This window comes from Rhodococcus sp. NPDC057135, from assembly GCF_042670865.1.
Taxonomy (GTDB): Bacteria; Actinomycetota; Actinomycetes; order Mycobacteriales; family Mycobacteriaceae; genus Rhodococcus_F.
The window spans coordinates 260,293-284,942 of the sequence record NZ_JBHUUU010000004.1 but is presented as its reverse complement, the minus strand read 5'-3'; the positions used below and the strand labels follow the sequence as shown (position 1 = coordinate 284,942).

Annotated in this window: 24 protein-coding genes; 18 read left to right on the top strand and 6 right to left on the bottom strand. The window is 62.0% G+C overall.

From position 1 onward, the window contains the following. The first annotated feature begins 67 nt into the window (after positions 1-67). The gene (locus ACFT1A_RS09470) at positions 68-787 is read left to right on the top strand and encodes a DUF6319 family protein (RefSeq protein WP_378446755.1); all 720 of its coding nucleotides are present in this window, start codon (positions 68-70) and stop codon (positions 785-787) included. A gap of 74 nt (positions 788-861) precedes the next feature. Next, a complete protein-coding gene (locus ACFT1A_RS09465) occupies positions 862-1,518 on the top strand; it encodes a S1 family peptidase (RefSeq protein WP_378446754.1) in 657 nt (218 codons plus the stop codon). A 13-nt stretch (positions 1,519-1,531) separates the two neighbouring features. Here ACFT1A_RS09465 and ilvD read toward each other — a convergent pair whose 3' ends face one another. Next, on the bottom strand, positions 1,532-3,226 hold the full coding sequence (gene ilvD, locus ACFT1A_RS09460) for a dihydroxy-acid dehydratase (RefSeq protein WP_378446753.1): 1,695 nt from the start codon (positions 3,224-3,226) through the stop codon (positions 1,532-1,534). Between the two features lie 142 nt (positions 3,227-3,368). On the opposite strand from ilvD, the gene ACFT1A_RS09455 reads away from it, so the two are divergent. From ACFT1A_RS09455 to ACFT1A_RS09445, 3 genes are all read left to right on the top strand, one after another. Continuing rightward, positions 3,369-3,710 (top strand): hypothetical protein, encoded by a 342-nt coding sequence (locus ACFT1A_RS09455; protein WP_378446752.1) that lies wholly within the window; start codon positions 3,369-3,371, stop codon positions 3,708-3,710. A gap of 103 nt (positions 3,711-3,813) precedes the next feature. Next, complete coding sequence (locus tag ACFT1A_RS09450) at positions 3,814-5,502, top strand: alkaline phosphatase D family protein (protein WP_378446751.1); 1,689 nt, start codon at positions 3,814-3,816, stop codon at positions 5,500-5,502. Then, a complete protein-coding gene (locus ACFT1A_RS09445; RefSeq protein ID WP_378446750.1) occupies positions 5,499-6,773 on the top strand; it encodes an alkaline phosphatase family protein in 1,275 nt (424 codons plus the stop codon). The genes ACFT1A_RS09450 and ACFT1A_RS09445 overlap by 4 nt, the downstream gene beginning before the upstream one ends. Here ACFT1A_RS09445 and ACFT1A_RS09440 read toward each other — a convergent pair. Beyond that, the gene (locus tag ACFT1A_RS09440) at positions 6,770-7,327 is read right to left on the bottom strand and encodes a TIGR03086 family metal-binding protein (RefSeq protein WP_378446749.1); all 558 of its coding nucleotides are present in this window, start codon (positions 7,325-7,327) and stop codon (positions 6,770-6,772) included. The genes ACFT1A_RS09445 and ACFT1A_RS09440 overlap by 4 nt on opposite strands. A gap of 101 nt (positions 7,328-7,428) precedes the next feature. Between ACFT1A_RS09440 and ACFT1A_RS09435 the strand changes: the two genes are divergently transcribed. From ACFT1A_RS09435 to ACFT1A_RS09410, 6 genes are all read left to right on the top strand, one after another. Next, complete coding sequence (locus ACFT1A_RS09435; RefSeq protein ID WP_378446748.1) at positions 7,429-8,424, top strand: aldo/keto reductase; 996 nt, start codon at positions 7,429-7,431, stop codon at positions 8,422-8,424. A gap of 45 nt (positions 8,425-8,469) precedes the next feature. After that, positions 8,470-9,741 (top strand): nitrate/nitrite transporter, encoded by a 1,272-nt coding sequence (locus tag ACFT1A_RS09430; RefSeq protein ID WP_378446747.1) that lies wholly within the window; start codon positions 8,470-8,472, stop codon positions 9,739-9,741. Between the two features lie 70 nt (positions 9,742-9,811). After that, a complete protein-coding gene (locus ACFT1A_RS09425) occupies positions 9,812-10,240 on the top strand; it encodes a DUF6325 family protein (protein WP_317551990.1) in 429 nt (142 codons plus the stop codon). Between the two features lie 24 nt (positions 10,241-10,264). Next, positions 10,265-10,588, top strand: coding sequence for an SHOCT domain-containing protein (locus tag ACFT1A_RS09420; protein ID WP_378446746.1), 324 nt, complete (start codon positions 10,265-10,267; stop codon positions 10,586-10,588). Positions 10,589-10,671: 83 nt separating this feature from the next. Beyond that, on the top strand, positions 10,672-12,576 hold the full coding sequence (locus ACFT1A_RS09415) for an alkyl/aryl-sulfatase (protein ID WP_378446745.1): 1,905 nt from the start codon (positions 10,672-10,674) through the stop codon (positions 12,574-12,576). A 114-nt stretch (positions 12,577-12,690) separates the two neighbouring features. Next, positions 12,691-13,929 (top strand): DUF222 domain-containing protein, encoded by a 1,239-nt coding sequence (locus ACFT1A_RS09410; RefSeq protein WP_378446744.1) that lies wholly within the window; start codon positions 12,691-12,693, stop codon positions 13,927-13,929. A 71-nt stretch (positions 13,930-14,000) separates the two neighbouring features. Here ACFT1A_RS09410 and ACFT1A_RS09405 read toward each other — a convergent pair whose 3' ends face one another. After that, the gene (locus tag ACFT1A_RS09405; RefSeq protein WP_378446743.1) at positions 14,001-14,996 is read right to left on the bottom strand and encodes an endonuclease/exonuclease/phosphatase family protein; all 996 of its coding nucleotides are present in this window, start codon (positions 14,994-14,996) and stop codon (positions 14,001-14,003) included. 67 nt (positions 14,997-15,063) lie between these two features. Continuing rightward, positions 15,064-16,485, bottom strand: coding sequence for a short-chain fatty acyl-CoA regulator family protein (locus ACFT1A_RS09400; RefSeq protein ID WP_378446742.1), 1,422 nt, complete (start codon positions 16,483-16,485; stop codon positions 15,064-15,066). Positions 16,486-16,652: 167 nt separating this feature from the next. On the opposite strand from ACFT1A_RS09400, the gene prpD reads away from it, so the two are divergent. From prpD to ACFT1A_RS09370, 6 genes are all read left to right on the top strand, one after another. Then, entirely contained in the window at positions 16,653-18,155 is a 1,503-nt protein-coding gene (gene prpD / locus ACFT1A_RS09395; protein ID WP_378446741.1) for a 2-methylcitrate dehydratase PrpD, read from the top strand. Then, entirely contained in the window at positions 18,155-19,072 is a 918-nt protein-coding gene (gene prpB, locus ACFT1A_RS09390; protein WP_378446740.1) for a methylisocitrate lyase, read from the top strand. Before prpD ends, prpB begins: the two co-directional genes overlap by 1 nt. Next, positions 19,069-20,190 (top strand): bifunctional 2-methylcitrate synthase/citrate synthase, encoded by a 1,122-nt coding sequence (locus ACFT1A_RS09385; RefSeq protein ID WP_378446739.1) that lies wholly within the window; start codon positions 19,069-19,071, stop codon positions 20,188-20,190. Before prpB ends, ACFT1A_RS09385 begins: the two co-directional genes overlap by 4 nt. Before the next feature lie 125 nt (positions 20,191-20,315). Beyond that, positions 20,316-21,098, top strand: a complete 783-nt coding sequence (locus ACFT1A_RS09380) for an enoyl-CoA hydratase (protein ID WP_378446738.1) — start codon at positions 20,316-20,318, stop codon at positions 21,096-21,098. A 60-nt stretch (positions 21,099-21,158) separates the two neighbouring features. Continuing rightward, on the top strand, positions 21,159-22,019 hold the full coding sequence (locus ACFT1A_RS09375) for an SDR family NAD(P)-dependent oxidoreductase (protein ID WP_378446737.1): 861 nt from the start codon (positions 21,159-21,161) through the stop codon (positions 22,017-22,019). A 10-nt stretch (positions 22,020-22,029) separates the two neighbouring features. Beyond that, the gene (locus ACFT1A_RS09370) at positions 22,030-22,545 is read left to right on the top strand and encodes a MerR family transcriptional regulator (RefSeq protein WP_378446736.1); all 516 of its coding nucleotides are present in this window, start codon (positions 22,030-22,032) and stop codon (positions 22,543-22,545) included. On the opposite strand, the gene ACFT1A_RS09365 is transcribed toward ACFT1A_RS09370, so the two are convergent. Together ACFT1A_RS09365 and ACFT1A_RS09360 are read right to left on the bottom strand one after the other, a co-directional pair. Further along, positions 22,503-23,423 (bottom strand): TIGR01777 family oxidoreductase, encoded by a 921-nt coding sequence (locus ACFT1A_RS09365; RefSeq protein WP_378446735.1) that lies wholly within the window; start codon positions 23,421-23,423, stop codon positions 22,503-22,505. The genes ACFT1A_RS09370 and ACFT1A_RS09365 overlap by 43 nt on opposite strands. Next, the gene (locus ACFT1A_RS09360) at positions 23,420-24,097 is read right to left on the bottom strand and encodes a TetR family transcriptional regulator (protein ID WP_378446734.1); all 678 of its coding nucleotides are present in this window, start codon (positions 24,095-24,097) and stop codon (positions 23,420-23,422) included. The genes ACFT1A_RS09365 and ACFT1A_RS09360 overlap by 4 nt, the downstream gene beginning before the upstream one ends. A gap of 145 nt (positions 24,098-24,242) precedes the next feature. On the opposite strand from ACFT1A_RS09360, the gene ACFT1A_RS09355 reads away from it, so the two are divergent. After that, positions 24,243-24,647, top strand: a complete 405-nt coding sequence (locus tag ACFT1A_RS09355; protein ID WP_378446733.1) for an EVE domain-containing protein — start codon at positions 24,243-24,245, stop codon at positions 24,645-24,647. Positions 24,648-24,650: the final 3 nt, after the last annotated feature.

Sequence of the window (24,650 nt, the reverse complement as noted above, 5' to 3'; positions counted from 1 at the left end):
AAGAGTTGCCCCGAGAAAAGCACTATCGATACTGAAATGCACCACATTCTTCTGAAAGGACTTGCGCATGCCACCCCGTAGACGTTCCGGCGCTGCCGCATCAACGCCGGATCACCTCACTGCGGAAAATCTGGCAGCGCTCGCCACGGCTGTCGCCGAAGGTAAGCGCGCCACCGTCTATCTGCGCGAGGCAACCCCCAGCTTGGGGATCGAAGCCGGTACCTCGGCGAAAGTCGTGTCGGTGGATGGCAATACCGTGCTCATCCGTCCCAAAGGCGTCAACGACGAATTGCCTTTCGAAGCAGAAGAATTGCGCATCAACCGTGTGTCCGCGTCACCGGCCAAACCGGCCCCGCGGCCCAAACCAGTTGTGGAGTCCGAACCCCTTATGGAGCCACTCGTAGAACCTGTTCGGCCCAAGCCGCGGGCGCAGGCTGCACCCGCCCCGGTGCCGGCGACTCCGCCGGTTCCTGCCGCGACACCTCGCCCGGCCGTCAAGCGTGCGAAGAAACTGCCGGCCGGCATCAGCGTCACCATCCATGCGGGCGCGGACAACGATTGGAGCGTGACGGTCACACAGGGCGCGAAGCGTCCGGGCAAAGCGGTTCCGGTTGCACCCGACGCAGTCGAGCGAGCTGTCCGCGAGTTGGGCGAGCCCACCGCCATCGAGGCCGTCGAGTCCATCATCGTCGCTGCGCGAGACATGGCTGCAGCGCGAGTCGACGAGTTGAGTCGTCAGCTCGAGGAGGCGCGCAAGATGCTCGAGGCGCTCGGAGCTACCGACTAGAAACGCTGCGTAGGTCCGCACTTTCCGGGGTATGCGTTTTTTGCAGCGGGGAGATTACCGGCGGAGAGATTGTGATGTTGCAGCGAATTGTTTCGGCTCTGGCAGCGTTGGTCTTGGCACTCGGACTCGGGTTCATCGTCAGCAGCAACGCGGTTGCTGCACCCACGCCCATGGGTGGTGGTTCGGGCATCATCATCGACAATCAACTGGTCTGTACCTTGACCACCATCGGTCATGACAACGGCGGCAGACTTGTGGGCATCACCGCAGGTCACTGCGGTGGCCCTGGATCTTCCGTGATCCCGGAAAGTAATGAGGACGCGGGCGTGGTCGGCACGTTCGTCGAGTCGAACCCGGAGTTGGACTACGGGGTCATCCAGTTCGATCCGGCCAAAGTCACACCAGTGCGAACGGTGGGCGCGGCCACCATCACGTCGATCGGCGCTCCGGCCAGCTTCCCGGCCACAGCCTGCAAGGAAGGCCGTACGACGGGCACCACCTGCGGCGTCGTCTGGGGAGACCTGAGCGCCGACGCATCCACCTGGACTCAGATCTGCGTCGACCACGGTGATTCGGGAGCTCCGGTCACGGTCGGCACGACACTGGTCGCGATGGTGAACGCCTATCTCTGGGTGCCGTGCCTGGGGCCGGAACTCGGCACCAACATGACCTCCATCCTGGACACGATCAATGCCCACGGAGGAGTTGGCGCCGGGTACCGGCCCATCTAGCAGCGAGCTGGGATCAGCCGCACACTGCTCCACCCGAGGCTGATCCCACGAGCTTGGAGTACTTGGCGAGCACACCACGCGTGTAGCGAGGCGGCAACGGCTCCCAGCCCTTCTTACGGGCTTCCAATTCGGAATCGTCGACCAACAATTCGAGTTGTCCGGTGCCCACGTCGAGCCGGATCTGATCGCCGTCGCGAACGAACGCGATGGGACCGCCGTCGACGGCCTCGGGCGCAACGTGTCCGACACACAGGCCGGTGGTGCCGCCGGAGAATCGTCCGTCCGTCAGTAGCAGGACGTCCTTGCCGAGACCCGCACCCTTGATCGCGCCCGTGATGGCCAGCATCTCGCGCATCCCGGGGCCGCCCTTCGGGCCCTCGTAGCGGATGACGACAACGTCGCCACCAGTGATGGTTCCGTCTTCGAGTGCGTCCATTGCGGCGCGCTCGCGTTCGAAAACCCGTGCAGTTCCGGTGAATACGTCGGATTCGAATCCGGCCGACTTGACGACTGCGCCGCCGGGAGCGAGCGACCCCTTCAGGATCGTGATCCCTCCGGTCGGGTGAATGGGCTTGTTCATCGCGCGCAGAACCTTGCCGTCGGGATCGGGCGGGGTGATGTGCGCCAGATTCTCCGCCACGGTCTTGCCGGTGACGGTCAGGCAATCTCCGTGCATGAGTCCGGCGTCGAGCAATGCCTTCATGATGACGGGGACGCCGCCGATACGGTCGACGTCCGTCATGACGTGCTTTCCGAAAGGCTTGACGTCGGCGAGGTGCGGGACCTTTGCGCCGACGCGAGCGAAGTCGTCGAGCGTCAGCGGGACGTACGCTTCGTGCGCGATCGCGAGGAGATGGAGCACCGCATTGGTGGAACCGCCGAAAGCCATGACCACCGCGATGGCGTTCTCGAATGCTTCCTTGGTGAGGATGTCCCTGGCGGTGATGCCTCGACGCAGGAGCTCGACCACGGCTTTGCCGCTTTCGCGGGCGAATCCGTCACGGCGACGGTCCGGTGCGGGCGGTGAAGCGCTGCCGGGCAGCGACATTCCCATGGCCTCGGCGGCGCTGGCCATCGTGTTTGCGGTGTACATGCCGCCGCACGCGCCTTCGCCCGGGCAGATCGCTCGTTCGATGGTGTCGACGTCGGCGCGGCTCATCAGCCCACGCGAGCAGGCGCCAACGGCCTCGAACGCGTCGATGACGGTAACTTCGCGCTCGCTGCCGTCGGAAAGCTTGGCGACGCCGGGGAGAGTGGAACCGGCGTAGAGAAATACGCTGGCCAGGTCGAGGCGGGCCGCCGCCATCATCATGCCGGGCAACGACTTGTCACACCCGGCAAGAAGAACCGATCCGTCGAGGCGCTCGGCCTGCATGACGGTCTCGACGCTGTCGGCGATCACCTCGCGAGAGACGAGGGAAAAATGCATGCCCTCGTGACCCATCGAAATGCCGTCGGAGACGGAGATCGTGCCGAATTCGAGGGGGAAACCGCCGGCCTCCCGCACACCCTCTTTGACGGCTTTTGCCAGGCGATCGAGGGACAGGTTGCACGGCGTGATCTCGTTCCAGGACGAGGCGACGCCGATCTGCGACTTGACCCAGTCGTCGTCGCCCATTCCTACTGCACGCAACATGCCGCGCGCTGCGGTCTTTTCGAGTCCGTCGGTGACGTCACGACTTCTGGGCTTGATGTCGGGTTCGGTCATTTTCCAAGCATAGGCGTCGGCGGAGTGTCTTTCCGGCAGACTAGCGACTCGAGTTGTCACGAAACACCGCCCGTCGTGAATAGACTCGTCGCATCGCAGTTGGGGCTGAGTGTGCAGGTGATTGACGTACAGGGGGATTCACGTGGAGTCGGAACTGATTTCGGCTGTCGGATTTGCAGTTCTGGCCGCCTTCTTGACCGGTAGTGGTGTCTTCCTGGTTGTTCTGACGGTTCTGCATGAGATCGCCCGATGGAGGGGCCGATTCGTATCGGTGTGGTTGACGTTCTTTGCCGCACTGCTGATTCTGCCGGTGCTGTTCGGTGCGTTGATCGCAGGCTATTCCGCGTTCTCCGAGGTCGACGGGTCCGAGGCTCTGATTCCGCCGGCGTTCTGGATCCTGATCGCGGCCGGGTGCGCACTCGGCGGTTACCTCGGAGTCAAGGTCGGTGTGGTCCGAGGCTCGGCCCTCGACTACCGGTTGTAATCGGGATCGACTCGATCAAACTTCCAGAGAAGCGCAGGCGAAGCCTGGGTGAACATCCCGAAGCTCTCTTGAACGGCCGTTCAGGTGCGGGTTCACTCCTAGCGTGCACACGAATGCCTTCGATCGAATATCCAGACGTGGCCTGCTGCAGGGATCGGCGGCCCTCGCCGGCGCAGTAGGTCTCGGTGTCGCTTCGGCGAGCCACGCCGGTGCCGCGGTTCCGGGTGGCAGCCCGGGCTTCGCGCACGGCGTGGCATCCGGTGACCCGTTGCCGGATGCGGTGATCATCTGGACCCGCATCACCCCCACGGCAGAGGCGACGCCGGGTTCGGGCGTCGGGCCGGCGGTGACGCTGAACTGGCAGGTCGCGACCGATGAGGGGTTCGCGAGCGTTGTTGCGTCAGGAAGTGTTGCCGCTTCGGCAGATTCCGATCACACCGCGAAGGTCGACGTCACCGGACTCGATTCGTCGACGACGTACTGGTACCGATTCACTGCGGGTTCGGCCGTTTCCCCGGTGGGCCGCACCCGCACGGCTCCGTCGAACTCGGCAGATCTCGATCGTCTCCGCTTCGGCGTCGTGTCCTGCTCCAACTGGGAGGCAGGGTATTTCGGTGCCTACCGCCACCTCGCACTCCGCGAAGACCTCGACGCGATCATCCATCTCGGTGACTACATCTACGAGTACGGGCAGGGGGAGTACGGCGCGCGGAACGGATCCATTCGTTTGCACGAGCCGGCCCACGAGATCATTTCTCTGGCCGACTACCGAATTCGGCACGCGCAGTACAAGACCGACCCGGATCTGGCAACACTTCACCTGAAGCTCCCGTTCATCACCACGTGGGACGATCACGAATCGGCTGACAACGCGTACCGGGACGGCGCCGAAAACCACACGCCAGGTGTCGAAGGCGATTGGGCTGATCGAAAGGCGAACTCGGCCAAGGCATATTTCGAGTGGATGCCCGTCCGGCCGTCGGGTAGTGGCTCGAATGTTCAGCTGTATCGCCGGTTCCGCTTCGGGAATCTGGCCGAGATCTCGATGCTGGATCTGCGTACCTACCGTGACGAGCAGCCGACGATGAAGCAGGTCGACGATCCGTCGCGCACCATTACCGGACGCGCACAGATGGATTGGTTGACCAACGGGATCGTCAGCTCCCCGACACAGTGGAAGATCGTCGGCAATCCGGTCATGATCACGCCGTGCGTGTTCCCGCCGCTCGAACCGGCGACCACAGCGGCGTTGACCGAACTGGTGGGAGTGCCGCACGCCGGAATCCCGTACAACACCGATCAGTGGGACGGGTACACCGCCGACCGCACCAGGCTTTTCGACGCCATCACCTCGAACGGCGTCGACAACACCGTCTTCATCACCGGTGACATCCACACGTCGTGGGCGTGCGACCTACCGACCAACGCCGCCAACTATCCGGGTGGACCGACCGTCGGCGCCGAGTTCGTCGTCCCGTCGGTGACGTCCCCCAACATCGACGACATGCTGAAAGTGCCGCCGCGCACGGTAACCGTTGCGGCAGAAGAAGCATTCAAGGCAGTGAACCGACACGTGCGGTACGTCGAACTGGATTCGCACGGCTACGGCGTCTTCGAAATCGCCCGCGAAGGTACCCAGATGGACTGGTACTACGTCGACGATCTCACAAATCCGCAGAGCAACGCGCACTACGCCGTGAGCTACCGCCTACCGGCAGGCGCTGGCAGTAGAGTCTCACCCACCTCGGCCGCCCTCGATCAGGCCTCGTACCGACCAGGAGTCGACCAGTGAGCATCGAAGTTTCGCGTCGTAGCGTTCTGATCGGTGGAAGTGTTGTTGCGGGAACGGCATTGCTCGGCACACCCGCTCGCGCGAGTGTTCCCACCAGCGCTGGTATCCCAGACCTGGACGTGCATGTCATCGTCGTCGACGGCATGCGGCCGGACGAGCTGCGATCGGAGCTCACCCCGACTCTCACCGGGCTTGCGGCCGGCGGTATCCACTACCCGGATGCCAGCGCCATCACGATCGCGGAGACACTGCCGAACCACACGGCGATGATGACGGGAGTGCTGCCGGCGCGTTCGGGAGTGCCGGCCAACTCCGTCTACGATCCCGCCATCGACAAGAAGCGCGACCTCGATCGGCCTTCCGACCTGCAGACCTCGACGGTTCTGGATCGGGTGCGCACCGAACTCGGATTGACCACTGCGAGTGTGCTGTCAAAGCGCTACCTGCACGGGCTGTTCGGTGATCGCGCCTCACTGGTGTGGGATCCTCAGCCGCTTGTTCCTGGTACGGAGCATGCGCCGGACAACTTCACGATCGACGCCCTGATCCGTATCGTCGGCGGGAACTCGCCGCGACTGTCGTTCACGAATCTCGGTGACGTCGATCGCGTCGGCCACCTGGATCTGTCCGGTCCGTCCATCCGTATCGCCCGCACAGCCGCACTTCAGAACACCGACAACCAGGTTCGCCGCTTCGTCGACTTCCTTCACGACACCGGTCGTTGGAATCGGAGCATTCTGATCGTGTTGGCCGACCATTCGATGGACTGGTCGGAGCCCGCAAGGCTCATCGGCCTGGATCGACCGCTGAACGCGGACCCGTTGCTGGCAGGCAAGATTCGGATCGCCCAGAACGGTGGCGCAGACCTGATCTACTTCGTCGGACCCGATGGCGAACGGGCGGAAGCCGTCAGCCGGATTCAGCAGATCGTGGACGGAGTCGACGGCGTCGAATCCAGCCACCTTCCGGCCGAATTCGATCTCGGCACCAATGCCGGTGACGTCGTTGCGTTTTGCGCTCAGGGTTGGCGGTTCAGTGATCCGACTCCACTGTCCAACCCGATTCCCGGCAACCACGGGCACTTCGTGACTCTGCCCATCCCGTTCTTCCTCAGTGGTGGGCATCCCGCTCTCGACGGCGGACGGAAGATCGACACGCAGGCTCGCACGATCGACGTCGCGCCGACGGTGGCTGCTTTGCTCGGCCTCGGTGCACCTGCCGGTGGGTGGGACGGCGTCGCCCGCACAGCGGGTGTGTCGCTGAACGTCTAGCGAGGGTCGCGACCGGTCAGGGCAATCAGCTTGTCCTGCAACGACGCATCGTCAGGAAGATCGACGGGAGCGGAGAACAGCCCGCTCTCGGCGAGCATGGCGCGCTGCCCGTCGAGGTCGGACCAGACGGCCTCGACGAGGTCGGGATCGAGTCGCTCGTCCGCGCCGACCGCTCGCGCTAGATCCCAGGCGTGGATCGTGACGTCCGAGGTCTGTTGGCGTAGATACGGTTCCACCTTCACCGTGCCGTACGAGAGGTGAACGTGGGCACTGAGGTCCGTCGATTTCCACGCTTTGATGGCAGCATCGGAATACTTCTGCCATTCGGTCCACAGATCGTCCCCGACGGGAACGATGTCCGGAGTTGCCTCGCCGACAGTCAGTCCGGCCAGGAGCGGCGGTACCCACTGCTGCTCCTCGATGACGTGGCGAACGAGGTGTTCGACCTGCCAGTCGGAGTCAGGCGTGGGTGCGTTCCAGTCCTCGACTGCGGCGAGTCGTGAACCGAATTCGCGGTGGGCGGTGAGCACGAGTTCGAGCCAATCGAATGCCATCACTCGAGGGTAACCCGATCAGCGTGACGTTAATCGGTGCGTGAGGCGTCGATTCGGTGAAGACTGTCGAGGTTGTCGCTCAGTCGAATCGAGGAGTTTTCATGACCGTCCCCACCGTCACTCTGGCCGAAGGTCTCACTGTCAGTGCTCAGGGATACGGCGCGATGTCCGTCGCCCCTGTTTACGGCCCCGTTGATCCGGCCGAGGCGCTCGCCACGTTGCACCATGCGGTGGACATCGGGATCACGTTCATCGACACCGCCAACGTGTACGGCGAGGGCTCGAGTGAGCGTGCGGTGGGAGAACTTCTCAAAGACCGTCGAGACGAGGTGCAGTTGGCGACGAAGTTCGGTCTGGTCGGCAACATCGCCAACGGTCAGCGCGGGATCAACGGAGACCCGGCGTACGTACCGCAGGCACTCGACGAGTCTCTGGGACGACTCGGCGTCGATCACGTGGACCTCTACTACTTGCACCGGGTCGACCCGAACGTCCCGATCGAAGACACCGTCGGCGCGATCGCCGAGCAGGTGAAGGCGGGCAAGGTCCGCAACATCGGCCTGTCCGAGGCGACCGGTGACGAACTGCGTCGTGCGTACGGGGTACATCCGATCGCGGCGATCCAGTCGGAATGGAGCATCTGGAGCCGGGATGTCGAGAACAAAGTAGTGCCGACTGCCGCGGAACTCGGAGTCGGCTTCGTACCCTTCTCACCCGTCGGTCGAGGCTTCTTGGCGGGGTCGTTCGATGCGGAGACGCTTGGTGACAACGATCTGCGCCGACGCTTCCCCCGCTTCGCGGACTCCGCGCTCCCTGCCAATCAGAAGGTTCTCGACGTGGTCCGTGCTGTCGGCGAGGAGCTCGGCGCGACGCCGGCACAGGTTTCCCTGGCATGGCTCGATGCCAAGGGCCGTCAGTACGGATTGCCTTCTGTGTCGATTCCAGGCACTCGGTTTGCTGCCCGCGTCACGGAAAACGCCGGAGCATTGGACATCGTTCTGAGCGAAGACCAGATCGCGCGTCTCGACTCACTCGCCGCGATCACCGAAGGGTTCCGTTCCGCGGATTTGAATTGGGTGTCACAGGGTCGCGAATGATCATGTCCTGAGCCTTGCGAAAGACAGGAGTAACATACAGACCCGATGAAAAAAGTGTGGTTGGTCTGGGGTGTCGGTGTTTTTGCCTACGTGATCGCCGTGCTTCACCGCACTTCGTTCGGTGTCTCGGGTCTGTCTGCCGCTGACCGGTTCTCGATCTCGCCCAGCGTCCTGTCGAGCTTCGTCGTGCTGCAGATCGTCGTGTACGCGGGCATGCAGATTCCCGCGGGCGTTCTCCTCGACCGCTACGGTTCGCGGATCATGATCGCTGTCGGTGCGTTCATCATGATGTCCGCGCAGTTGGCTCTTGCGTTCACCGAATCGCTGCCCGTCGCGATCGGTGCGCGCATCGCCGTCGGTGCGGGTGACGCACTGACCTTCATCTCGGTGCTGCGATTGGTACCGCAGTGGTTCCCGCCCCGGCAGGTGCCACTGGTCTCGCAGTTCACCGGCATTCTCGGTCAGCTGGGTCAGGTCCTGTCCGCCCTGCCGTTCATGCTTCTGCTGACCGGGCCGGGCTGGACGTTCGCCTATGGCAGCGCGGCGGCCGTCGGGGTTCTGGCCTTCTTTCTTGCGCTGACCGTCATTCGCGATGCGCCACCCGGCGCCGAAGTCGTGGCAGCGCCGGCTGGTGCCAAGGAGATCGGTCGACAGATCAAGACGGTGTGGATGCGTCCAGGCACACGTCTCGGGTTCTTCAGTCACATGGGTACGCAGTTCTCGATCACCACGTTCGCGTTGCTGTGGGGTGTGCCGTATCTGAAGTCGGCTCAGGGCCTCGATTCCGCGACCGTCGGCTCGCTGTTGACGCTGTCGGTCATCTCGGCAATCGTGGCCGGCCCGATCCTGGGAATCCTGACCGGTCGCTATCCCATGCGTCGATCGTGGTTGGTTCTCACCATCATGGTGGCCAGTGCGCTCATGTGGACGATCGTGCTCTCACGCAGTGAACCGTCGCCGCTCTGGCTGTTGACGATCCTGGTGGTCGTGATCTCGGTGGGCGGGCCGGGTTCGGTGATCGGCTTCGACTACGCGCGCACGTCCAATCCGAGTTCGGCGATGGGCACAGCGCAGGGCATGGTCAACATCGGCGGATTCCTCGCTTCGCTCATCGTGATTCAAGTGATGGGCGTGATCCTCGGACACATGGGCGGATACACGTTCGACGGTTTCCGCGTCGCCTGGATGGTGCAATATCCCGTCTGGGTTCTGGGCATCATCGGCGTACTCGTCACCAGAGGTAAGGCCCGACGCGAACTCGCGGCAGAGGGCGTACACGTGCGCCCGATTCGCGAAGTCATACGCCGCAACAAATAGTTCGATCGCGGTAGGTAATTCATTCCCTGCGGGTGAGGTTACTACGCGCCGGAGCCACCAGGCTTGATGGATGAACGACGCAATGAACATCGGACCGGTCGAGCTCGTGGTGCTGGCATTCCCAGGTTCTACTGTGGATCCCGAAGCGGTTGCCGCGCTGCAGAACGTGGTGGAACGAGGTTTTGTCACTCTGCTCGACCTCGTCTACATCGCCAAGGACGCCGACGGACAGGTGTCGCAGATCGACGTCGACGAAGATCTCACCGACATCGGACTGGCGATACTGTCCATCGAAGCCAAGGCATTGATCAGTGACGAGGATCTGGACGTGGTCCGCGAGTCACTCGAACCAGGCACGTCCGCCGCAGTCATCGTCTACGAGCAGACGTGGGCGCGCGAACTCGCGTCGACGGTTCGCGGCGGCGGCGGCGAAGTAGTCCTACACGTTCAGATCCCGCGCGAGGTAGTCGTCGCAGCGGTCGAAGCAGCATTTCAGTAGCGACAATTACCTAAGGAGTTCGGCATGGTTTTTCGAGGTGGACGCAGAGGGCGGCCCGGATTGCTCGGCACGGTAGCGCGCACTGCGGTAGTGGCTGGAACCGCAAAAGCGACGTCCAACGCCATGGATCGACGGAGCCAGCGCAAGGCTGACGAGCAGCAGCAGGCGTACCAGCAGCAATACTCGCAGCAGCAGGCCCCGCCGGCCCAGGTCGCTCCCGTACAGTCCGTTCCCCCCTCCGGCGCCGACGATCTGGTCTCCAAATTGCAGGAACTGGGGCAGCTTCATCAGTCCGGCTTGTTGACCGACGCAGAGTTTGCGGCCGCGAAGGCGCAGTTGCTGAGCTAGCCCTGCGATTTCCCTCAACACGGTTTCCCTCGAAAACAAGCGGCAATACGACATTGCCGCAATTCGGCATGAAAGGCTGATCAATGATCGACCCCCGCGCAGCATCTGCCGCAATCGAAGCGGCGAACTCCCGAGTCGCCGAGACTCTGCCGTTCTCCGACGACGCCGATTTCACCGATGCGAAGCGAGGTTTCGTTGCCGCGCTCGATCCGGGAGTGGTAACCGGTTCGGACGGAAAAGTTGTGTGGAACAACGATTCCTACGCTTTTCTTGATGAGGAGTGCCCGCCAACGGTCAATCCGAGCTTGTGGCGTCAGTCGAGGTTGGTCGCCAAGCAGGGACTTTTTGCGGTGACGGATTCGATCTATCAGATTCGCGGACTTGATCTCTCGAATATGACATTGATCGAGGGGGAGACCGGAATCATCGTCATCGATCCACTGATCTCTCGGGAAACCGCCGCCGCTGGGCTCGCGTTGTACCGGGAGCACCGTGGTGATCGACCAGTCGTCGCGGTGATCTACACACATTCGCACATCGACCACTTCGGCGGGGTCAAAGGGGTGACCACCGACGACGACGTCGCTGCCGGCCGATGCGTGATCATCGCACCCACCGGGCTGGTGGAGCACGCCGTCGAGGAAAACGTCTATGCGGGAACGGCAATGGCTCGACGCGCGGCATACATGTACGGGGCGGCATTACCCCGAGGTCCTCGAGGTAGCGTCGGAGCCGGGTTGGGGCAGACCACCTCCACCGGCACGCCGACGCTCATTTCGCCGACGGTGTCGATCTCGGAAACGGGTCATACCGAGACGATCGACGGCGTTCGGATCGAGTTCCAGATGACGCCCGGTACCGAGGCACCGTCCGAGATGAACTTCTACTTCCCGGACTTGCGCGCGCTGTGTATGGCGGAGAACGCAACTCATACTCTCCACAACCTGCTTACGCTCCGCGGAGCCCTCGTGCGAGATCCTCACGTCTGGTCTGCGTACCTGACGGAATCGATCAATCGTTACGCCTCACGATCCGACGTTCTGTTTGCGTCCCACCACTGGCCGACGTGGGGGACCGAACGGCTCACCGAGTTCCTGTCGTTGCAGCGCGACCTCTACGGGTACCTCCACGATCAGACACTTCGTCGAATCAACCAGGGGTGGACCGGTCTCGAGATCGCCGAATCGATCGAACTGCCACCTGCATTGGCGCAGGCGTGGCACACGAACGGGTACTACGGTTCCGTCAGTCACAACGTCAAGGCCATCTACCAGCGCTACATGGGCTGGTTCGACGGCAACCCTGCGCATCTGTGGGAGCATCCACCCGTCGAATCGGCCAAGCGTCACGTGGAGTTCATTGGCGGATCAGCAGAAGTGTTACGAAAAGCTCGGGAATCGTACGAGCGCGGCGATTTTCGCTGGGTTGCGCAGGTGGTGAACTACGTCGTCTTCGCTGAACCGGACAACGTCGAGGCCAAGAACCTGCAGGCCGATACCTTCGAGCAACTCGGGTACGGCGCCGAGAACGGCACATGGCGGAACTTCTACCTCACCGGTGCATACGAACTGCGCAACGGCTCAGTGGGAACGCCCACGGTTGCCGCGGCGCCCGACATCACCGCGGCGCTGTCGGTGAGTCAAGTCTTCGATGCAGTATCGCTGCGCGTGGACGGAGTGCGCGCAGCGGGATCGCACATCGTCATCGATTGGAACATCACTGACGAAAACATCGTTCACCGAACGGAACTCAGCAACGGAGTTCTGATTCATTTCGATATCGATCCACTCGAGGGCGCCGGGTCTGTGGATGCAACTTTCGGTCTGAGTCGGCGCGACTTGCTCGGTGTGCTGCTCGGTGGTGCGGACTTGGGTGCTGAGATCGCGAATGGAACCATCTCGGTTTCCGGCGACCCGGCGAAGCTCGCAGAACTTGCCGGGTACCTTGACGAGCCGGATCCGAACTTTGCGATAGTCACTCCGACCTAGTGCTGTTTCACTCGCGAATGAGTCTGTACTTCAACAGGTCTCGAGTTGTGAGCGTTCTTGAAGTTGTCCGTTATGTCTCTGGTTATCGAAAGTATGTTCGATTAAACTTCCGGTATGGACAGTCGCGATGCGTGGCAGCTGGATGGTGAGGGCCTCAAGAGTGAGGTTCTGGATCTGGTGCGCGTCCGGCATGAGTTGCAGTCGCGGATGGTGTTGCTGATCGTGGAGATGTTTTCCCGGGAGACTGTGGTCGGGAAGGGTTTTCGGGCGATCGCGCAGTGGTTGCATGGTTCGACGAATCTGGAGATCGGTGAGTGCAGTCTGCTGGTCAGTCTGGCGCGGTTGCTGTTGCTCGAACCTGTTGTGGCGGATGCTTTTCACCGGGGTGATGTGGATGCGTTGAAGGCCCGTCAGGTGGCGTCGTTTTGTCAGCATCCACCCAAGAACATGACCCCGGCGGATGTGGACAAGGCCCGCAGGATCCTGCTTGACCTGGCGTCGAGGAACATAGCCGATTGTGATGCGGTGCGGGCGGCGATCCGGCGGATCGAGAAGCAGTACGGAAAACGCGAGGACGGCGTCCCGGTGGGTGAGGATTCGGAGCGCAATGAGTTCTACGCGTCGAAGGGCTTGTACGGGCGCGTGTCTGTGAAGGGTGATCTGGATGCCGTGAACGGTGCACGTCTGATCACGTTGTTGTCGAGTCTGTCGGCGCCGACGCCGGAGAAGGACGGTGTGAAGGACACCCGTACTCCGGCGTTGCGGCGCGCGGATGGGTTCTGCGAACTGCTGCGGCGGTACGAGCGGGCGGGGTTGGGTCCGATCGAGGGTGGGGTGAAACCGCACATCACTGTCACGGCCAGCGCGAAAGACATGACGGATATGCAGGCTTTGAAAGACTTGTTGCCGTCGACCGATGAACTCGGGTTCGCCTGGACGGATTGGGTGGGCCCGATCAGCATCGACACCGCACGGATGTTGGCCTGCGACTGCACCGTGACCCGGATTTTGTTGGATGAGAACGGGGTTCCGCTCGACTGCGGCAAGGAAGCGAGAACCGCGACGGTTCCGCAGCGGCGGGCGTTGGCCGTCCGTGATGGTGGGTGCGCGTTTCCGGGGTGCGGGACACCATCAGGGTGGTGCGATGCCCACCATATTGTGCACTGGAATGATGGCGGCCCAACGGATCTCGACAATCTGATTCTGTTGTGCGGTCATCATCATCGGACACTGCACCACACCGAGTGGAGGGTCGAGATAGGCCCGGATCGGAAGACGGTGTTCTATCCGCCGATGTCGATCGACCCGTTCCAGCATCCGATCGGCGGGAACAGCCCACCCACAGCCGCCTGAACGGGCACAAACTGCAGACGCGAGCACCGGGGCCTAACCATGCCCCGGTGCTTGCTCAATCCAGTATTAACTCAAGACAACGTGATGTCGGCAATCAAGCCGTGGTGATCGGATCCCTCGATCTTGATCCGTTCGAGGGAAGTCGCCACGGCGCCTTTCGTGATGATGTGGTCGATACCGACCACGGCCGGAAACCATTTGTCGGTCGGATAGGTCGGGATCAGGCCGGAACCCAATTGGTCAGCGGCGCTGGTGTATCCGTTCGTGAGAAGATTCCGGAACTGTTTGTTCGAGTACGACGCGTTGAAGTCGCCGCTCACTATCACGTTGTCCCGCCCGGCGACTTTGTCCATGTAGGACCCGAGCCTTCTCTGCTCGGCCGCCCACTCCGAGGCCGGTGAGATGTAGGCCGGTGCCGGATGTACTGCGAAAAGCGTGACCGGTTGAGACAAGCCGACATTCAGCTCGGCGGAGAGTGTTTCAGGTGAAAATCCGTCGAGGCTACGCGGATTGGAGAGCGGAAAGCGACTGTAGATGCCGGCTCCGCCACCGCCGTCGGTGTACGGGACCAGGAATTGGTGGCTCAGAACCTCTTCAAGCCCGGCGGCTTTCAGGGCTTCGGCTTCCTGGTATGTCAACTCCTGGACGGTCACGACGTCGACGTTGCGTTCGCGAACCGTCGCCACAAGCGACTCCGGATCCGCTGCACCGACCATCAAGTTGGCCTGCATGATTCGAATCGACGGGCCGGTCGCGGACGTCGATTCCCCAGTGCCACCGATGTACAGCGGGCTCACAGACCATCCGAACAACCCAAGGACGAGGATCGAGGCGGCGCACACGATCCACTGGCGCCCGATACCCGAGACCACGGCGCCGATCAGCGGTGCGATCATCAACAGAGGCGCCACGGACGCCAGAACGATCACGATGTTGTGATCGACGTCGAGCACGGTCGCGGCCAACGCGGCCAGACCAGTCGCGATTCCGGCAACACCAACCACGGCAGTAAGGCGGCGAAGAACACGCCGGCGCGGGGTCACGGTATCGGGTTGCATGACCTCCATGGAAGCAGAAGAGCGTCGTAGCTCCGGGAAACTGCAGGTGAAGTCGGTGCGCCCGACTGTTTGCGTCCTATTGTTGCGGATACGGCAGATGACTACTGCTGTTCTCGCTGACGGAGATCGAGCGACCGAGTTGAGGGAAGGCGCGTTGGGAGCACGCCGGTCTGTCGCAGACTTTGCACCCCGCACCGATCGGCACGATGGTCGCGGGGTCGTCTGTCTGGATTCCGTGGGAGTAGACCATGCGATCGGCGTAGCCGATGTCGCAACCGAGCCCGACGGCGAAGTTCCGCTCAGGTGCGAGGTATCCGAGTCCGCCGCTGTGGGTAGTGCGCGCCACCCAGAGGTATGTCCGACCGTCGGGCATCTTCGCGACCTGGGTGAGGATGCGTCCGGGGCTCGCGAATGCCTCATGGATGACCCACAGCGGGCAACTTCCGCCAACTCGCGAGAAGTGAAAAGCGGTAGCAGACTGACGCTTCGAGATATTGCCGGCGCGATCGGTTCGGACGAAGAAAAAGGGAATGCCGCGCTGGCCGTGTCGTTGGAGGGTGGACAACCGGTGACAGACGGTTTCGAAGCCGACCTCGAATTTGAGGCTGAGCAGGTCGATGTCGTATCGCAGGGCCTCGGCGGATTCCAGGAATTGGCTGTACGGGAGTAGCAGTGCGCCGGCAAAGTAGTGCGCGAGGCCGATACGCGCCAGTGCCGCGGACTCGGAACTGAGCGATTCATCCTCAGCGACAAGGGTATCGATCACGTCGGCCTGTGTGAAGAAGGCCAACTGCATCGCGATCTGGAACGCGCGTTGTCCTGCCGACAGACGCCGCGCCAGGGTGAGGATCGACTTGTCCGGATCGTAGAAGCGCTTGGGGCCGAGCTTGTCTGGTTCGTCCGTGCGGATCGTCACGGTGACGCCGTGCTGATCGCGAAGCAGTCGTGCCAGTTGCAGATCTACTGCGCCCACGGACAATCCGTTGTCCACGAACATCCGCTCAGCAGCGTCGTCGAGTACGGCGATGTGATTCTTTCGGTCGTAGAAGAAGTCCCGAACTTCCTCGTAAGGCATGGGCACCAAAGACACATCAGATGCTGTCTCGCCGGACAACTGCGTCGAGAACTGGTCCAACTGCTCTGTTGCGGCGTGAAGGCGGCGGTGCAACATCACGAGGGTGCGTCCGACCGCCGGCATTCGGGCCACCAATTCGTCCACCTCCGCCAGCGATACGTCCCCGGATTCCGAGGTTTCGGCCAGAGCGTGATGAACGTCCGCAACCAGGCGTGCGTCGGAATCGGAAGCGAAGAATTGCACGTCGAGATCGAACTCGGCGTTGAGCTTGAGGAGGACGGGGACCGTCAGCGGTCGTTGATCGTTCTCGAGTTGATTGACATAACTGGGGGAGAGTTCGAGTGCCTTTGCCAGTGCGGACTGTGACAGGTTTCGTTCTTCCCGCAGCCGTCGCAGCCGCGCTCCCGCGTACATCTTCTTCATCGAATCTCCTCGGTGCCGATCGCGTTCACCCTACCGAGTAGCCATTCGCAACATTCGCAACATTGCAGGATTGTTATTGCATAAATAGGCAATTGCGAGGGCCTATCCCGCGGTGAACGAGCTGCGTAGCGTGCAAATAGATACCGAAGCACGTGAGAAGAGGATCGATGAAGACGCATCTCGTACGCACCCACCGCTCTGCCGAAGAGTTCCCCAAGGAAGACCACCTCGCGTGGAAGATCGCGGAAGTTGCGACGGATTCCGTCGACGTCACCGATGCCACGTCCGACATGATCGTCAACCGGATCATCGACAACGCGGCGGTTGCTGCCGCCTCCCTGGTGCGCCGTCCCGTGGTGAATGCGCGGGCGCAAGCACAGTCGCATCCGTATACGCCAGGCTCCACCGTGTTCGGTATCCCCGGTACGTTCTCGCCTGAATGGGCCGCCTGGGCCAACGGCGTCGCGGTTCGTGAACTCGATTTCCACGACACGTTCCTCGCCGCCGAGTACTCGCACCCCGGTGACAACATCCCGCCGATCCTCGCCGTCGCTCAGCACACCGGCCGTGACGGAAAGGACCTGATTCGTGGTCTGGCAACCGGCTACGAGATTCAGATCGACCTGGTTCGGGCTATCTGCCTGCACGAGCACAAGATCGATCACGTCGCACACCTCGGCCCTTCGGCCGCCGCCGGTATCGGAACTTTGCTCGGTCTGGGCACCGAGACGGTCTACCAGGCAATCGGTCAGGCGCTGCACCTCACGACGGCGACACGGCAGTCTCGCAAGGGCGAGATCTCCAGTTGGAAGGCATACGCGCCTGCGCTTGCAGGCAAGGTTGCCGTCGAGGCAGTCGATCGTGCGATGCGCGGTGAAGGTGCACCTTCACCGATCTGGGAAGGCGAAGACGGCGTCATCGCCTGGCTACTCGGTGGCCCGGACAAGGAGTACCACGTTCCGCTGCCCGGTTCGGGTGAGGCGAAGCGCGCCATCCTCGACTCGTACACCAAAGAACACTCCGCGGAATACCAGAGCCAGGCGCCGATCGACCTCGCTCGCCGAATGCGTTCTCGTGTCGGCGATCTCGACCAGATCGCCTCGATCGTCTTGCACACCAGCCACCACACCCACGTCGTCATCGGCACCGGTTCCGGCGATCCGCAGAAGTTCGACCCCACCGCGTCACGCGAAACCCTCGACCACTCGGTGATGTACATCTTTGCCGTTGCGCTGCAGGACGGCACCTGGCACCACGAGCGCTCCTACGCGCCCGAGCGTGCACAGCGCCCGGACACGATCGAGCTGTGGAACAAGATCTCCACGCGCGAAGACCCCGAATGGACACGTCGTTACCACTCGACGGATCCGGACGAGAAGGCCTTCGGCGCTCGCGCCGAGATCACCTTGAAGAGCGGCGAAGTCATTGTCGACGAGTTGGCGGTGGCCGACGCGCACCCACTCGGCGCACGTCCGTTCGCTCGCGATCAGTACGTCGCGAAGTTCCGCACCCTCGCCGAGGGCGTCATCGAGCCGAGCGAACAGGATCGCTTCCTGGACGCCGCACAGCGCACAGCGCAGCTGAAGGCCGGCGAGCTCGATCAGCTGACCTTCACCGTCTCCGAAAACGTCCTTGCTCGGGCACCCAAGGTCGCCAAGGGACTCTTCTGATGACGGGCCTCATCGCAGCATCGACGTCCGCAGCCGACAAACGTATCGCTTTCCGTGCCGGGCTGACCTCCGGCAAGATTCAGCGCTTGCCAGGTGCCATCAATCCGCTGACAGCCAAGCTGATTCAGGAAATCGGGTTCGAAGGTGTCTACGTATCCGGTGGTGCATATTCCGCCGGGTTGGCGCTTCCCGACATCGGACTGACCACGTTGACGGAGGTCGCCGGCCACAGCAAGCAGATCGCGCGGGTCACCGACCTCCCGACGCTCATCGACGCCGACACGGGTTTCGGTGAACCCATGAGTGCCGCCCGAACGGTCACCATTTTCGAGGACGACGGAGTAGCCGGACTCCACCTCGAAGACCAGATCAACCCCAAGCGCTGTGGGCACCTCGACGGCAAAGCGATCGTGCCCACCGAAGACATGGTTCGCCGTGTTCGTGCTGCGGTGTCGGCGCGCCGTGACCCCAACTTCGTCATCTGTGCGCGCACCGATGCTGCCGGAATTGACGGTATCGACGCAGCCATCGAGCGGGCGAAGGCTTACGCGGATGCCGGTGCCGACTTGATCTTCACAGAAGCCTTGGCCACCGAGGCCGACTTCGAGAAGTTCCGCGCTGCCCTCGACATTCCGCTCCTCGCCAACATGACCGAGTTCGGGAAATCGAATCTCATTTCGGCGAAGACGTTGGAGGAGATCGGGTTCAACGCCGTCATCTACCCCGTCACCACCCTGCGGTTGGCGATGTTCGCCATCGAAAAGGGTCTGCGTGAGATTTTTGCGGAGGGCACTCAAGAAGGACTGCTCGGTGAGATGCAGCATCGCAGCAGGTTGTACGAGATTCTCGAGTACGAGCGCTACAACGAATTCGACAGTGGCATTTTCAATTTCAGCCTGGAGGGGAGTAGGACATGACCGAACAGATTCCGACGATCTACAAGGGCTTGGCGGGAGTTGTCGTCGACACGACGGCGATCTCCAAGGTAGTGCCTGAGACGAATTCGTTGACGTATCGCGGTTACGCAGTGCAGGACCTTGCCGCGAACTGCAGCTTCGAAGAAGTTGCGCACCTGCTCTGGTACGGCGAACTGCCGACGTCCGAGCAGCTCGAATTGCTCTGTTTGCGTGAGCGTGCGGCGCGTCGGGCCGATCGCTCACTGCTCTCGCTCCTGGCCAAGATGCCCGACAACTGCCACCCGATGGACGTGGTCCGGACGGCGATCAGCTACCTCGGCGCCGAGGATCCGGCGGAGGACGACAACTCGGAGAAGGCCAATCTGGCCAAGGCGCTGCGGATGACGGCTGTACTGCCGACCATCGTGGCAGCCGATTTCCGCCGCCGCCGCGGTCAGGATCCCACCCCGCCGCAGCCGGATCTCGGTTTCGCCGAGAATTTCCTGAACATGTGCTTCGGCGCTGTTCCCGAGCCGGCCATCGTGAAGGCCTTCGAGGTCTCGCTGATCCTGTATGCGGAGCACTCCTTCAACGCCTCGACGTTCGCCGCGCGGGTTGTGACGTCCACACTTTCGGACATCTACAGCGCAGTGACCGCTGCGATCGGCACCCTCAAGGGCCCGTTGCACGGCGGCGCGAACGAAGCCGTCATGCACGACATGCTCGAGATCGACGACCCCGACCGCGCGGAAGCCTGGATGTCGGCGAAGTTGGCTGCCAAGGAAAAGGTCATGGGCTTCGGGCACCGCGTCTACAAGAACGGTGATTCGCGTGTTCCGACGATGAAGCAGGCGCTCCTCGACGTCGCGGCGGCGACCGACGGCGAGAAGTGGGTGCAGATGTACGAGATCCTCGAGAAGACGATGGTCAGTGCAACCGGAATCAAGCCGAATCTCGATTTCCCTACCGGCCCTGCGTATTACCTCATGGGTTTCGACGTCGAGATCTTCACGCCGATCTTCGTGATGAGTCGTATCACCGGATGGACGGCGCACATCATCGAGCAGGGGCAGTCCAATGCACTGATCAGACCGCTGAGCCAGTATTCGGGCGTGCCACAGCGCACCGTCGTGGCATGACGGTGGCATGACACTGCACTAGTGTTTCTCTGTTCGCACTATCTGCAACTTTGCATCAAGGATTCGCAAAGATATTCAAGTGCAATGTGTTTCGATTCTTCTCTACCGAAAATAGTGTGAGTGTCATGACTGAAACGCACGAAGACATCTCGATCATCCGTCATGGCCATACGCTCGACGTCGTGTTCAACCGGCCGGAAAAGCGCAACGCATTGACCCCGCAGATGTACGACGCAATTGCCGGAGCCTGCCGGCGCGCCGACTCCGACCGCGAGATTCGGTTACTTACCCTCCGCGGAGCCGGGGGAGAGGCGTTCTCGGCGGGCTCCGACATTGGCCACTTTCAGACTTTCTCGAGCTTTCATGACGGACTCGACTACGAAAGTCGGTTCGTCGGCGTGCTGACCGAACTCGAGAAAGTGAGGGTCCCCACCCTCGCGGTCATCGACGGCGTGTGCGCGGGCGCAGGGCTGTTGCTGTCGGCAGCGTGCGATGTGCGGATCGCGACGCACGGGTCCCGCTTCTGCCTTCCGATCGCGCGCACACTCGGAAACTCGTTGTCGATCCATTCCGTGGCGTTGCTGGCGGACAGGATCGGCAGTTCGCGTCTGATGTCGTTGGTCGCTCGGGCGGGGGTCATGTCGAGCGACGAGGCTCTGCGGAACGGCTTCCTCAGCGACTGTGCAACAGAAACAGAGTTCGCGAGCCTGACTGCCCAGGTATCGCGGGAACTGCTGGCGGCTGCCCCGATGACCGTGTGGACGATCCGAGAGTCCCTGCGCCGCAGCAGGACCCGATCGGTCACCGACAACAACGATCTGATGAGCATGATCTACAGCAGTGACGACTTCAAAGCCGGTGTCGACGGTTTCCTTCGCGGTGAGCGACCGGTCTGGGCCGGCGTGTAGTTCGGCGGTAGAACCACAGGCTTGCGTTGGAGCGCGCTCTAACCCCTAGCGTTGCCGACCATGACAACAAAGACCTGGATCATCACTGGAGTTTCTCAGGGTTTCGGACGTGAACTCGCACTGTCTGCACTTCGATCGGGGGACGCGGTAGTCGCTGCAGTTCGTCGTCCCGAGTCCGTTGCAGATATTGCGTCGGCGAATCCGGATCGGTTCTCGGCGGTGACGTTCGACGTCAGAGATACCGCAGCAGCTCCGGGCGTCGTCGAACATGCGCTCGGGCGTTTCGGTCGCGTCGACGTGCTGGTCAACAATGCCGGTCGTGGGATGGTCGGCGCGGCGGAGATGGTGGACGATTCGACCTTGCGGGATCTCATGGAACTGCACCTGATCGGACCCGCCGCGTTGGTGCGCGCCGTCCTCCCGTCGATGCGGGCGCAGGGCAGCGGGACGATCGTGCAGATGAGCAGTCAAGGTGGCCGGATGTCGTTTCCCGGTGTCGGGGCGTACTCGGCGTCGAAGTTCGCTCTCGAGGGTTGGTCGGAGGCTCTTGCCGGTGAGGTCGCGCAGTTCGGCGTTCGGGTGATGATCGTCGAGCCCAGCCGATTCCGTACGGCATTCAACACACCTGGCGTTCTGAGCTTCGCCGAATCGTCTTCGGAATACCGTGATTTGCTCGATCCCGTTCTGCGGGACATGGCGGCCGCAGACGGTGTTCAGGAGGGTGATCCGGAGAAGGCAGCAGAGATCATCACCTCGCTTGTGCACAGCGGGAATATGCCACTTCGTCTGCCACTCGGAAAGGAAGCCGTGGAGCGGGTGTCCACGTCGTATCGGAAGAATCTCGCCGAGGTATCCGTCTGGGCCGACCTGGCTCGCAGCGCCGATTTCGCGGATGCTGCCGGACCTGTCCGCCCGTTCTAGGCTGAGAGTCATGGCTACCGAAGACTTGATGCGTAAGGCGCTCGAGGCACTTGGGGAAGTGGACGGGCCAATGTCGATCGAGGTGATTCACCGACTCGTCGATGCAGGGGACGTTCAGGAGCCGATGTCGATCGCCGAAGTCTCGGACCTGCTGGATGTCTCGGCACATACGCTGCGCTACTACGAGAAGATCGGTCTGGTCGAGGTCGATCGTGACTCGAGCGGACATCGTGTGTACGGTCCGGAATCTGTTCGCAGGCTGGTGTTTCTGACCCGCATGCGTATCTCGGGTATGGCGATTCGCGACCTGCAGCACTACGTCGAACTGGTCGACGCTGGTGAAGGGACAGTTCCGGAGAGGCTCGACATGCTGCTCGAGCACCGGGACACCGTTCGGCGGCAGATCAAGGAACTCACGCTGTCTCTGGCCGCGACGGAGTACAAGATTGCGACGTACGGTGGGCGAACCGGGGAGCAGGATATTCAGCCGAGTGAAACCGGAAGCAGCCCTCGCGGGGTCTCCTGAGCGATCTGGTCCAGCGCCGACTCCAGTGTCGGAAACTTATAGCGGAAGTTGTTGTCCGCGAGCACTCCTGGCGCTACCCAGCGGCTCTTGAGCACCAACTCGGCCTCGGTGCGGATGACCCGAGCTCCGAACTCCAGAATCCAGCCGGGAGTGGGCAAACCGTACCGTCGACCCAACGCTGCGCGCACCTGTCGCATCATCTCGTCATTGGTCACCGGGTACGGGGATGCGATGTTGACCGGGCCTGAGATATCCGGATGCTCGTAGATGTGGATGATCGAGCGAACGACATCGGCAATGTGAATCCAGCTGAACATTTGTCGTCCGTCGCCCATCCTGCCGCCGAAGCCCATTCGGGCGAGGTTGACGAACGGGTTGATCGCCCCGCCGCCCGCGCCGAGGACGATCGACATCCGAAGTGCCACTTTGCGAACAGGTGTTGGTGCCGAGAACAATTCGTGTTCCCACGCTCGCGCGACCGCGACGGAGAATCCCTTTCCCAGCTCTCCGTCCTTCTCGTCCATCGGTCGATCTCGTGCGTCTCGGTAGATCGTGCCGGTACTGGCATTCGCCCAGAGTGAGGGTGGCTGCGGCGTACGGGTCAGCGCACGACCCAACAGTGCAGTCGTTTCCACTCGGGAGGAGAAGATGTCGTCGGCATTGCGCTTGTTGTAGCGGCAGCTCACGGAGCGGCCGGCGCGGTTGACGAGCAGATCCGTGCCGCTGAGTACATCGGCGACGCCGTGCTCGTCGGACCACGTGGCATCGCTCGTTCCTCCCCGGCCGATCGTCCGAACGTCGACCCCGTTGGATTCGAGCGTTCGAAGAAGGTGTTGGCCTACGTAACCCGACGCACCACAGACAACAACGGTCTTCATGATTTTGTGTTCCCTTCTGGAGAAATCACTTTGGCCATGAGGGCGGCGACATCGCCGACCAGACCTCGTGCCACTGGCAGCCGGGCAAGTGTGAGCGCTTTCGCGATGATCGGTACCAGGCCGTCGACCAGGGAACGGGTGCGCGCTTGCCCCGGAGATGAGTCGGTAACCCAGTGCAGCGTCACGCCCAGATAGCTGAGCCACAAGAGCGTGGGGAGCTGGGTCTCCAATGACGACGGCGTCTTCTGCTTCGACGCCGCCAGTGCTTCGCGCATCAGATCGACGGCCATCGATCTCGCATCGGTCGACTCGGCCGAGAACGGGCTGGACTGTGATGTGGTGGGCAGGGCAACGTGCAGAAACGTGCTGCCGAAGCCGTGATAGGGGCCCATGACATCGAGCCCGGTGTGCAGAACAATCCTGAGATTTTCTGTCAGGGACCCACCTTCGCGAAGGAGTGGAAGCGCCAGCGCGCGGTGATCGCGTTGGATGACGAGATACAGCTCGTGAACCAGTTCGTCTTTACTGGCGAAGTAGTAGTAGGCATTCCCGAGCGAGACCTCTGCCTCATTTGCGATCTTGCGCATGGTCGTCGCTGCGAAGCCCTCGTCGCGGAAGAGTCGCAATGCTGTTTCCACCAGCTTTTCCCTGGTCTCGATCCCGCGACTACTCATCGACACTCCTTCTTTGAACATGTTCAAGTGCAGCGTACGCCCTGGAGTTGAACACGTTCAAGACCCAATCTGTTGCGAGGAATATAATAAGCGCGCATACTAAATGCATGAATGAATGTGCTTTCGGTTCGCCAGGGGGTCGGCGATGAATGCCTGGTTAGGGGTTGTCTCTGCCGAACATGTGCGTCGCGCAGTGGATCTCGGCATCGCACAGATCGGGCACGGAAAGAGAGCCGGATTGGCACGGATGAAAGCAGGTGACGTGCTTGTCTATTATTCGCCGGTCGAGTCCATCGGCGACCGAGATCCGTTGCGCGAGTTCACAGCTCTCGGTGTGATCGAAGAGGGTGAGATCTGGCAGGCGGACGAGGGCTGTTTCAAGCCGTTTCGGCGGCGAGTTCGGTACGAACAGTTCAACCCCGTTCCTCTCGACGCAGTCCGGAGTCGATTGGCGCTGACCTCGTCACCGAATTGGGGGTATCAACTCCGGCGTGGCTTGATTCCGTTGGATGACAACGACGTCGAGGTTCTGCGTTCGACGACGAGCTGACAC

Coding starts and splice junctions, on each gene's coding strand:
- ACFT1A_RS09425 (WP_317551990.1), top strand. CDS start 9,812: ATGAACGACGCAATGAACATCGGACCGGTCGAGCTCGTGGTGCTGGCA.
- ACFT1A_RS09385 (WP_378446739.1), top strand. CDS start 19,069: ATGACCGAACAGATTCCGACGATCTACAAGGGCTTGGCGGGAGTTGTC.
- ACFT1A_RS09360 (WP_378446734.1), bottom strand. CDS start 24,097: ATGAGTAGTCGCGGGATCGAGACCAGGGAAAAGCTGGTGGAAACAGCA.
- ACFT1A_RS09410 (WP_378446744.1), top strand. CDS start 12,691: ATGGACAGTCGCGATGCGTGGCAGCTGGATGGTGAGGGCCTCAAGAGT.
- ACFT1A_RS09470 (WP_378446755.1), top strand. CDS start 68: ATGCCACCCCGTAGACGTTCCGGCGCTGCCGCATCAACGCCGGATCAC.
- ACFT1A_RS09465 (WP_378446754.1), top strand. CDS start 862: ATGTTGCAGCGAATTGTTTCGGCTCTGGCAGCGTTGGTCTTGGCACTC.
- prpD (WP_378446741.1), top strand. CDS start 16,653: ATGAAGACGCATCTCGTACGCACCCACCGCTCTGCCGAAGAGTTCCCC.
- ACFT1A_RS09420 (WP_378446746.1), top strand. CDS start 10,265: ATGGTTTTTCGAGGTGGACGCAGAGGGCGGCCCGGATTGCTCGGCACG.
- ACFT1A_RS09370 (WP_378446736.1), top strand. CDS start 22,030: ATGGCTACCGAAGACTTGATGCGTAAGGCGCTCGAGGCACTTGGGGAA.
- ACFT1A_RS09355 (WP_378446733.1), top strand. CDS start 24,243: ATGAATGCCTGGTTAGGGGTTGTCTCTGCCGAACATGTGCGTCGCGCA.
- ACFT1A_RS09375 (WP_378446737.1), top strand. CDS start 21,159: ATGACAACAAAGACCTGGATCATCACTGGAGTTTCTCAGGGTTTCGGA.
- ACFT1A_RS09440 (WP_378446749.1), bottom strand. CDS start 7,327: ATGGCATTCGATTGGCTCGAACTCGTGCTCACCGCCCACCGCGAATTC.
- ACFT1A_RS09435 (WP_378446748.1), top strand. CDS start 7,429: ATGACCGTCCCCACCGTCACTCTGGCCGAAGGTCTCACTGTCAGTGCT.
- ilvD (WP_378446753.1), bottom strand. CDS start 3,226: ATGACCGAACCCGACATCAAGCCCAGAAGTCGTGACGTCACCGACGGA.
- prpB (WP_378446740.1), top strand. CDS start 18,155: ATGACGGGCCTCATCGCAGCATCGACGTCCGCAGCCGACAAACGTATC.
- ACFT1A_RS09415 (WP_378446745.1), top strand. CDS start 10,672: ATGATCGACCCCCGCGCAGCATCTGCCGCAATCGAAGCGGCGAACTCC.
- ACFT1A_RS09405 (WP_378446743.1), bottom strand. CDS start 14,996: ATGGAGGTCATGCAACCCGATACCGTGACCCCGCGCCGGCGTGTTCTT.
- ACFT1A_RS09430 (WP_378446747.1), top strand. CDS start 8,470: ATGAAAAAAGTGTGGTTGGTCTGGGGTGTCGGTGTTTTTGCCTACGTG.
- ACFT1A_RS09365 (WP_378446735.1), bottom strand. CDS start 23,423: ATGAAGACCGTTGTTGTCTGTGGTGCGTCGGGTTACGTAGGCCAACAC.
- ACFT1A_RS09380 (WP_378446738.1), top strand. CDS start 20,316: ATGACTGAAACGCACGAAGACATCTCGATCATCCGTCATGGCCATACG.
- ACFT1A_RS09400 (WP_378446742.1), bottom strand. CDS start 16,485: ATGAAGAAGATGTACGCGGGAGCGCGGCTGCGACGGCTGCGGGAAGAA.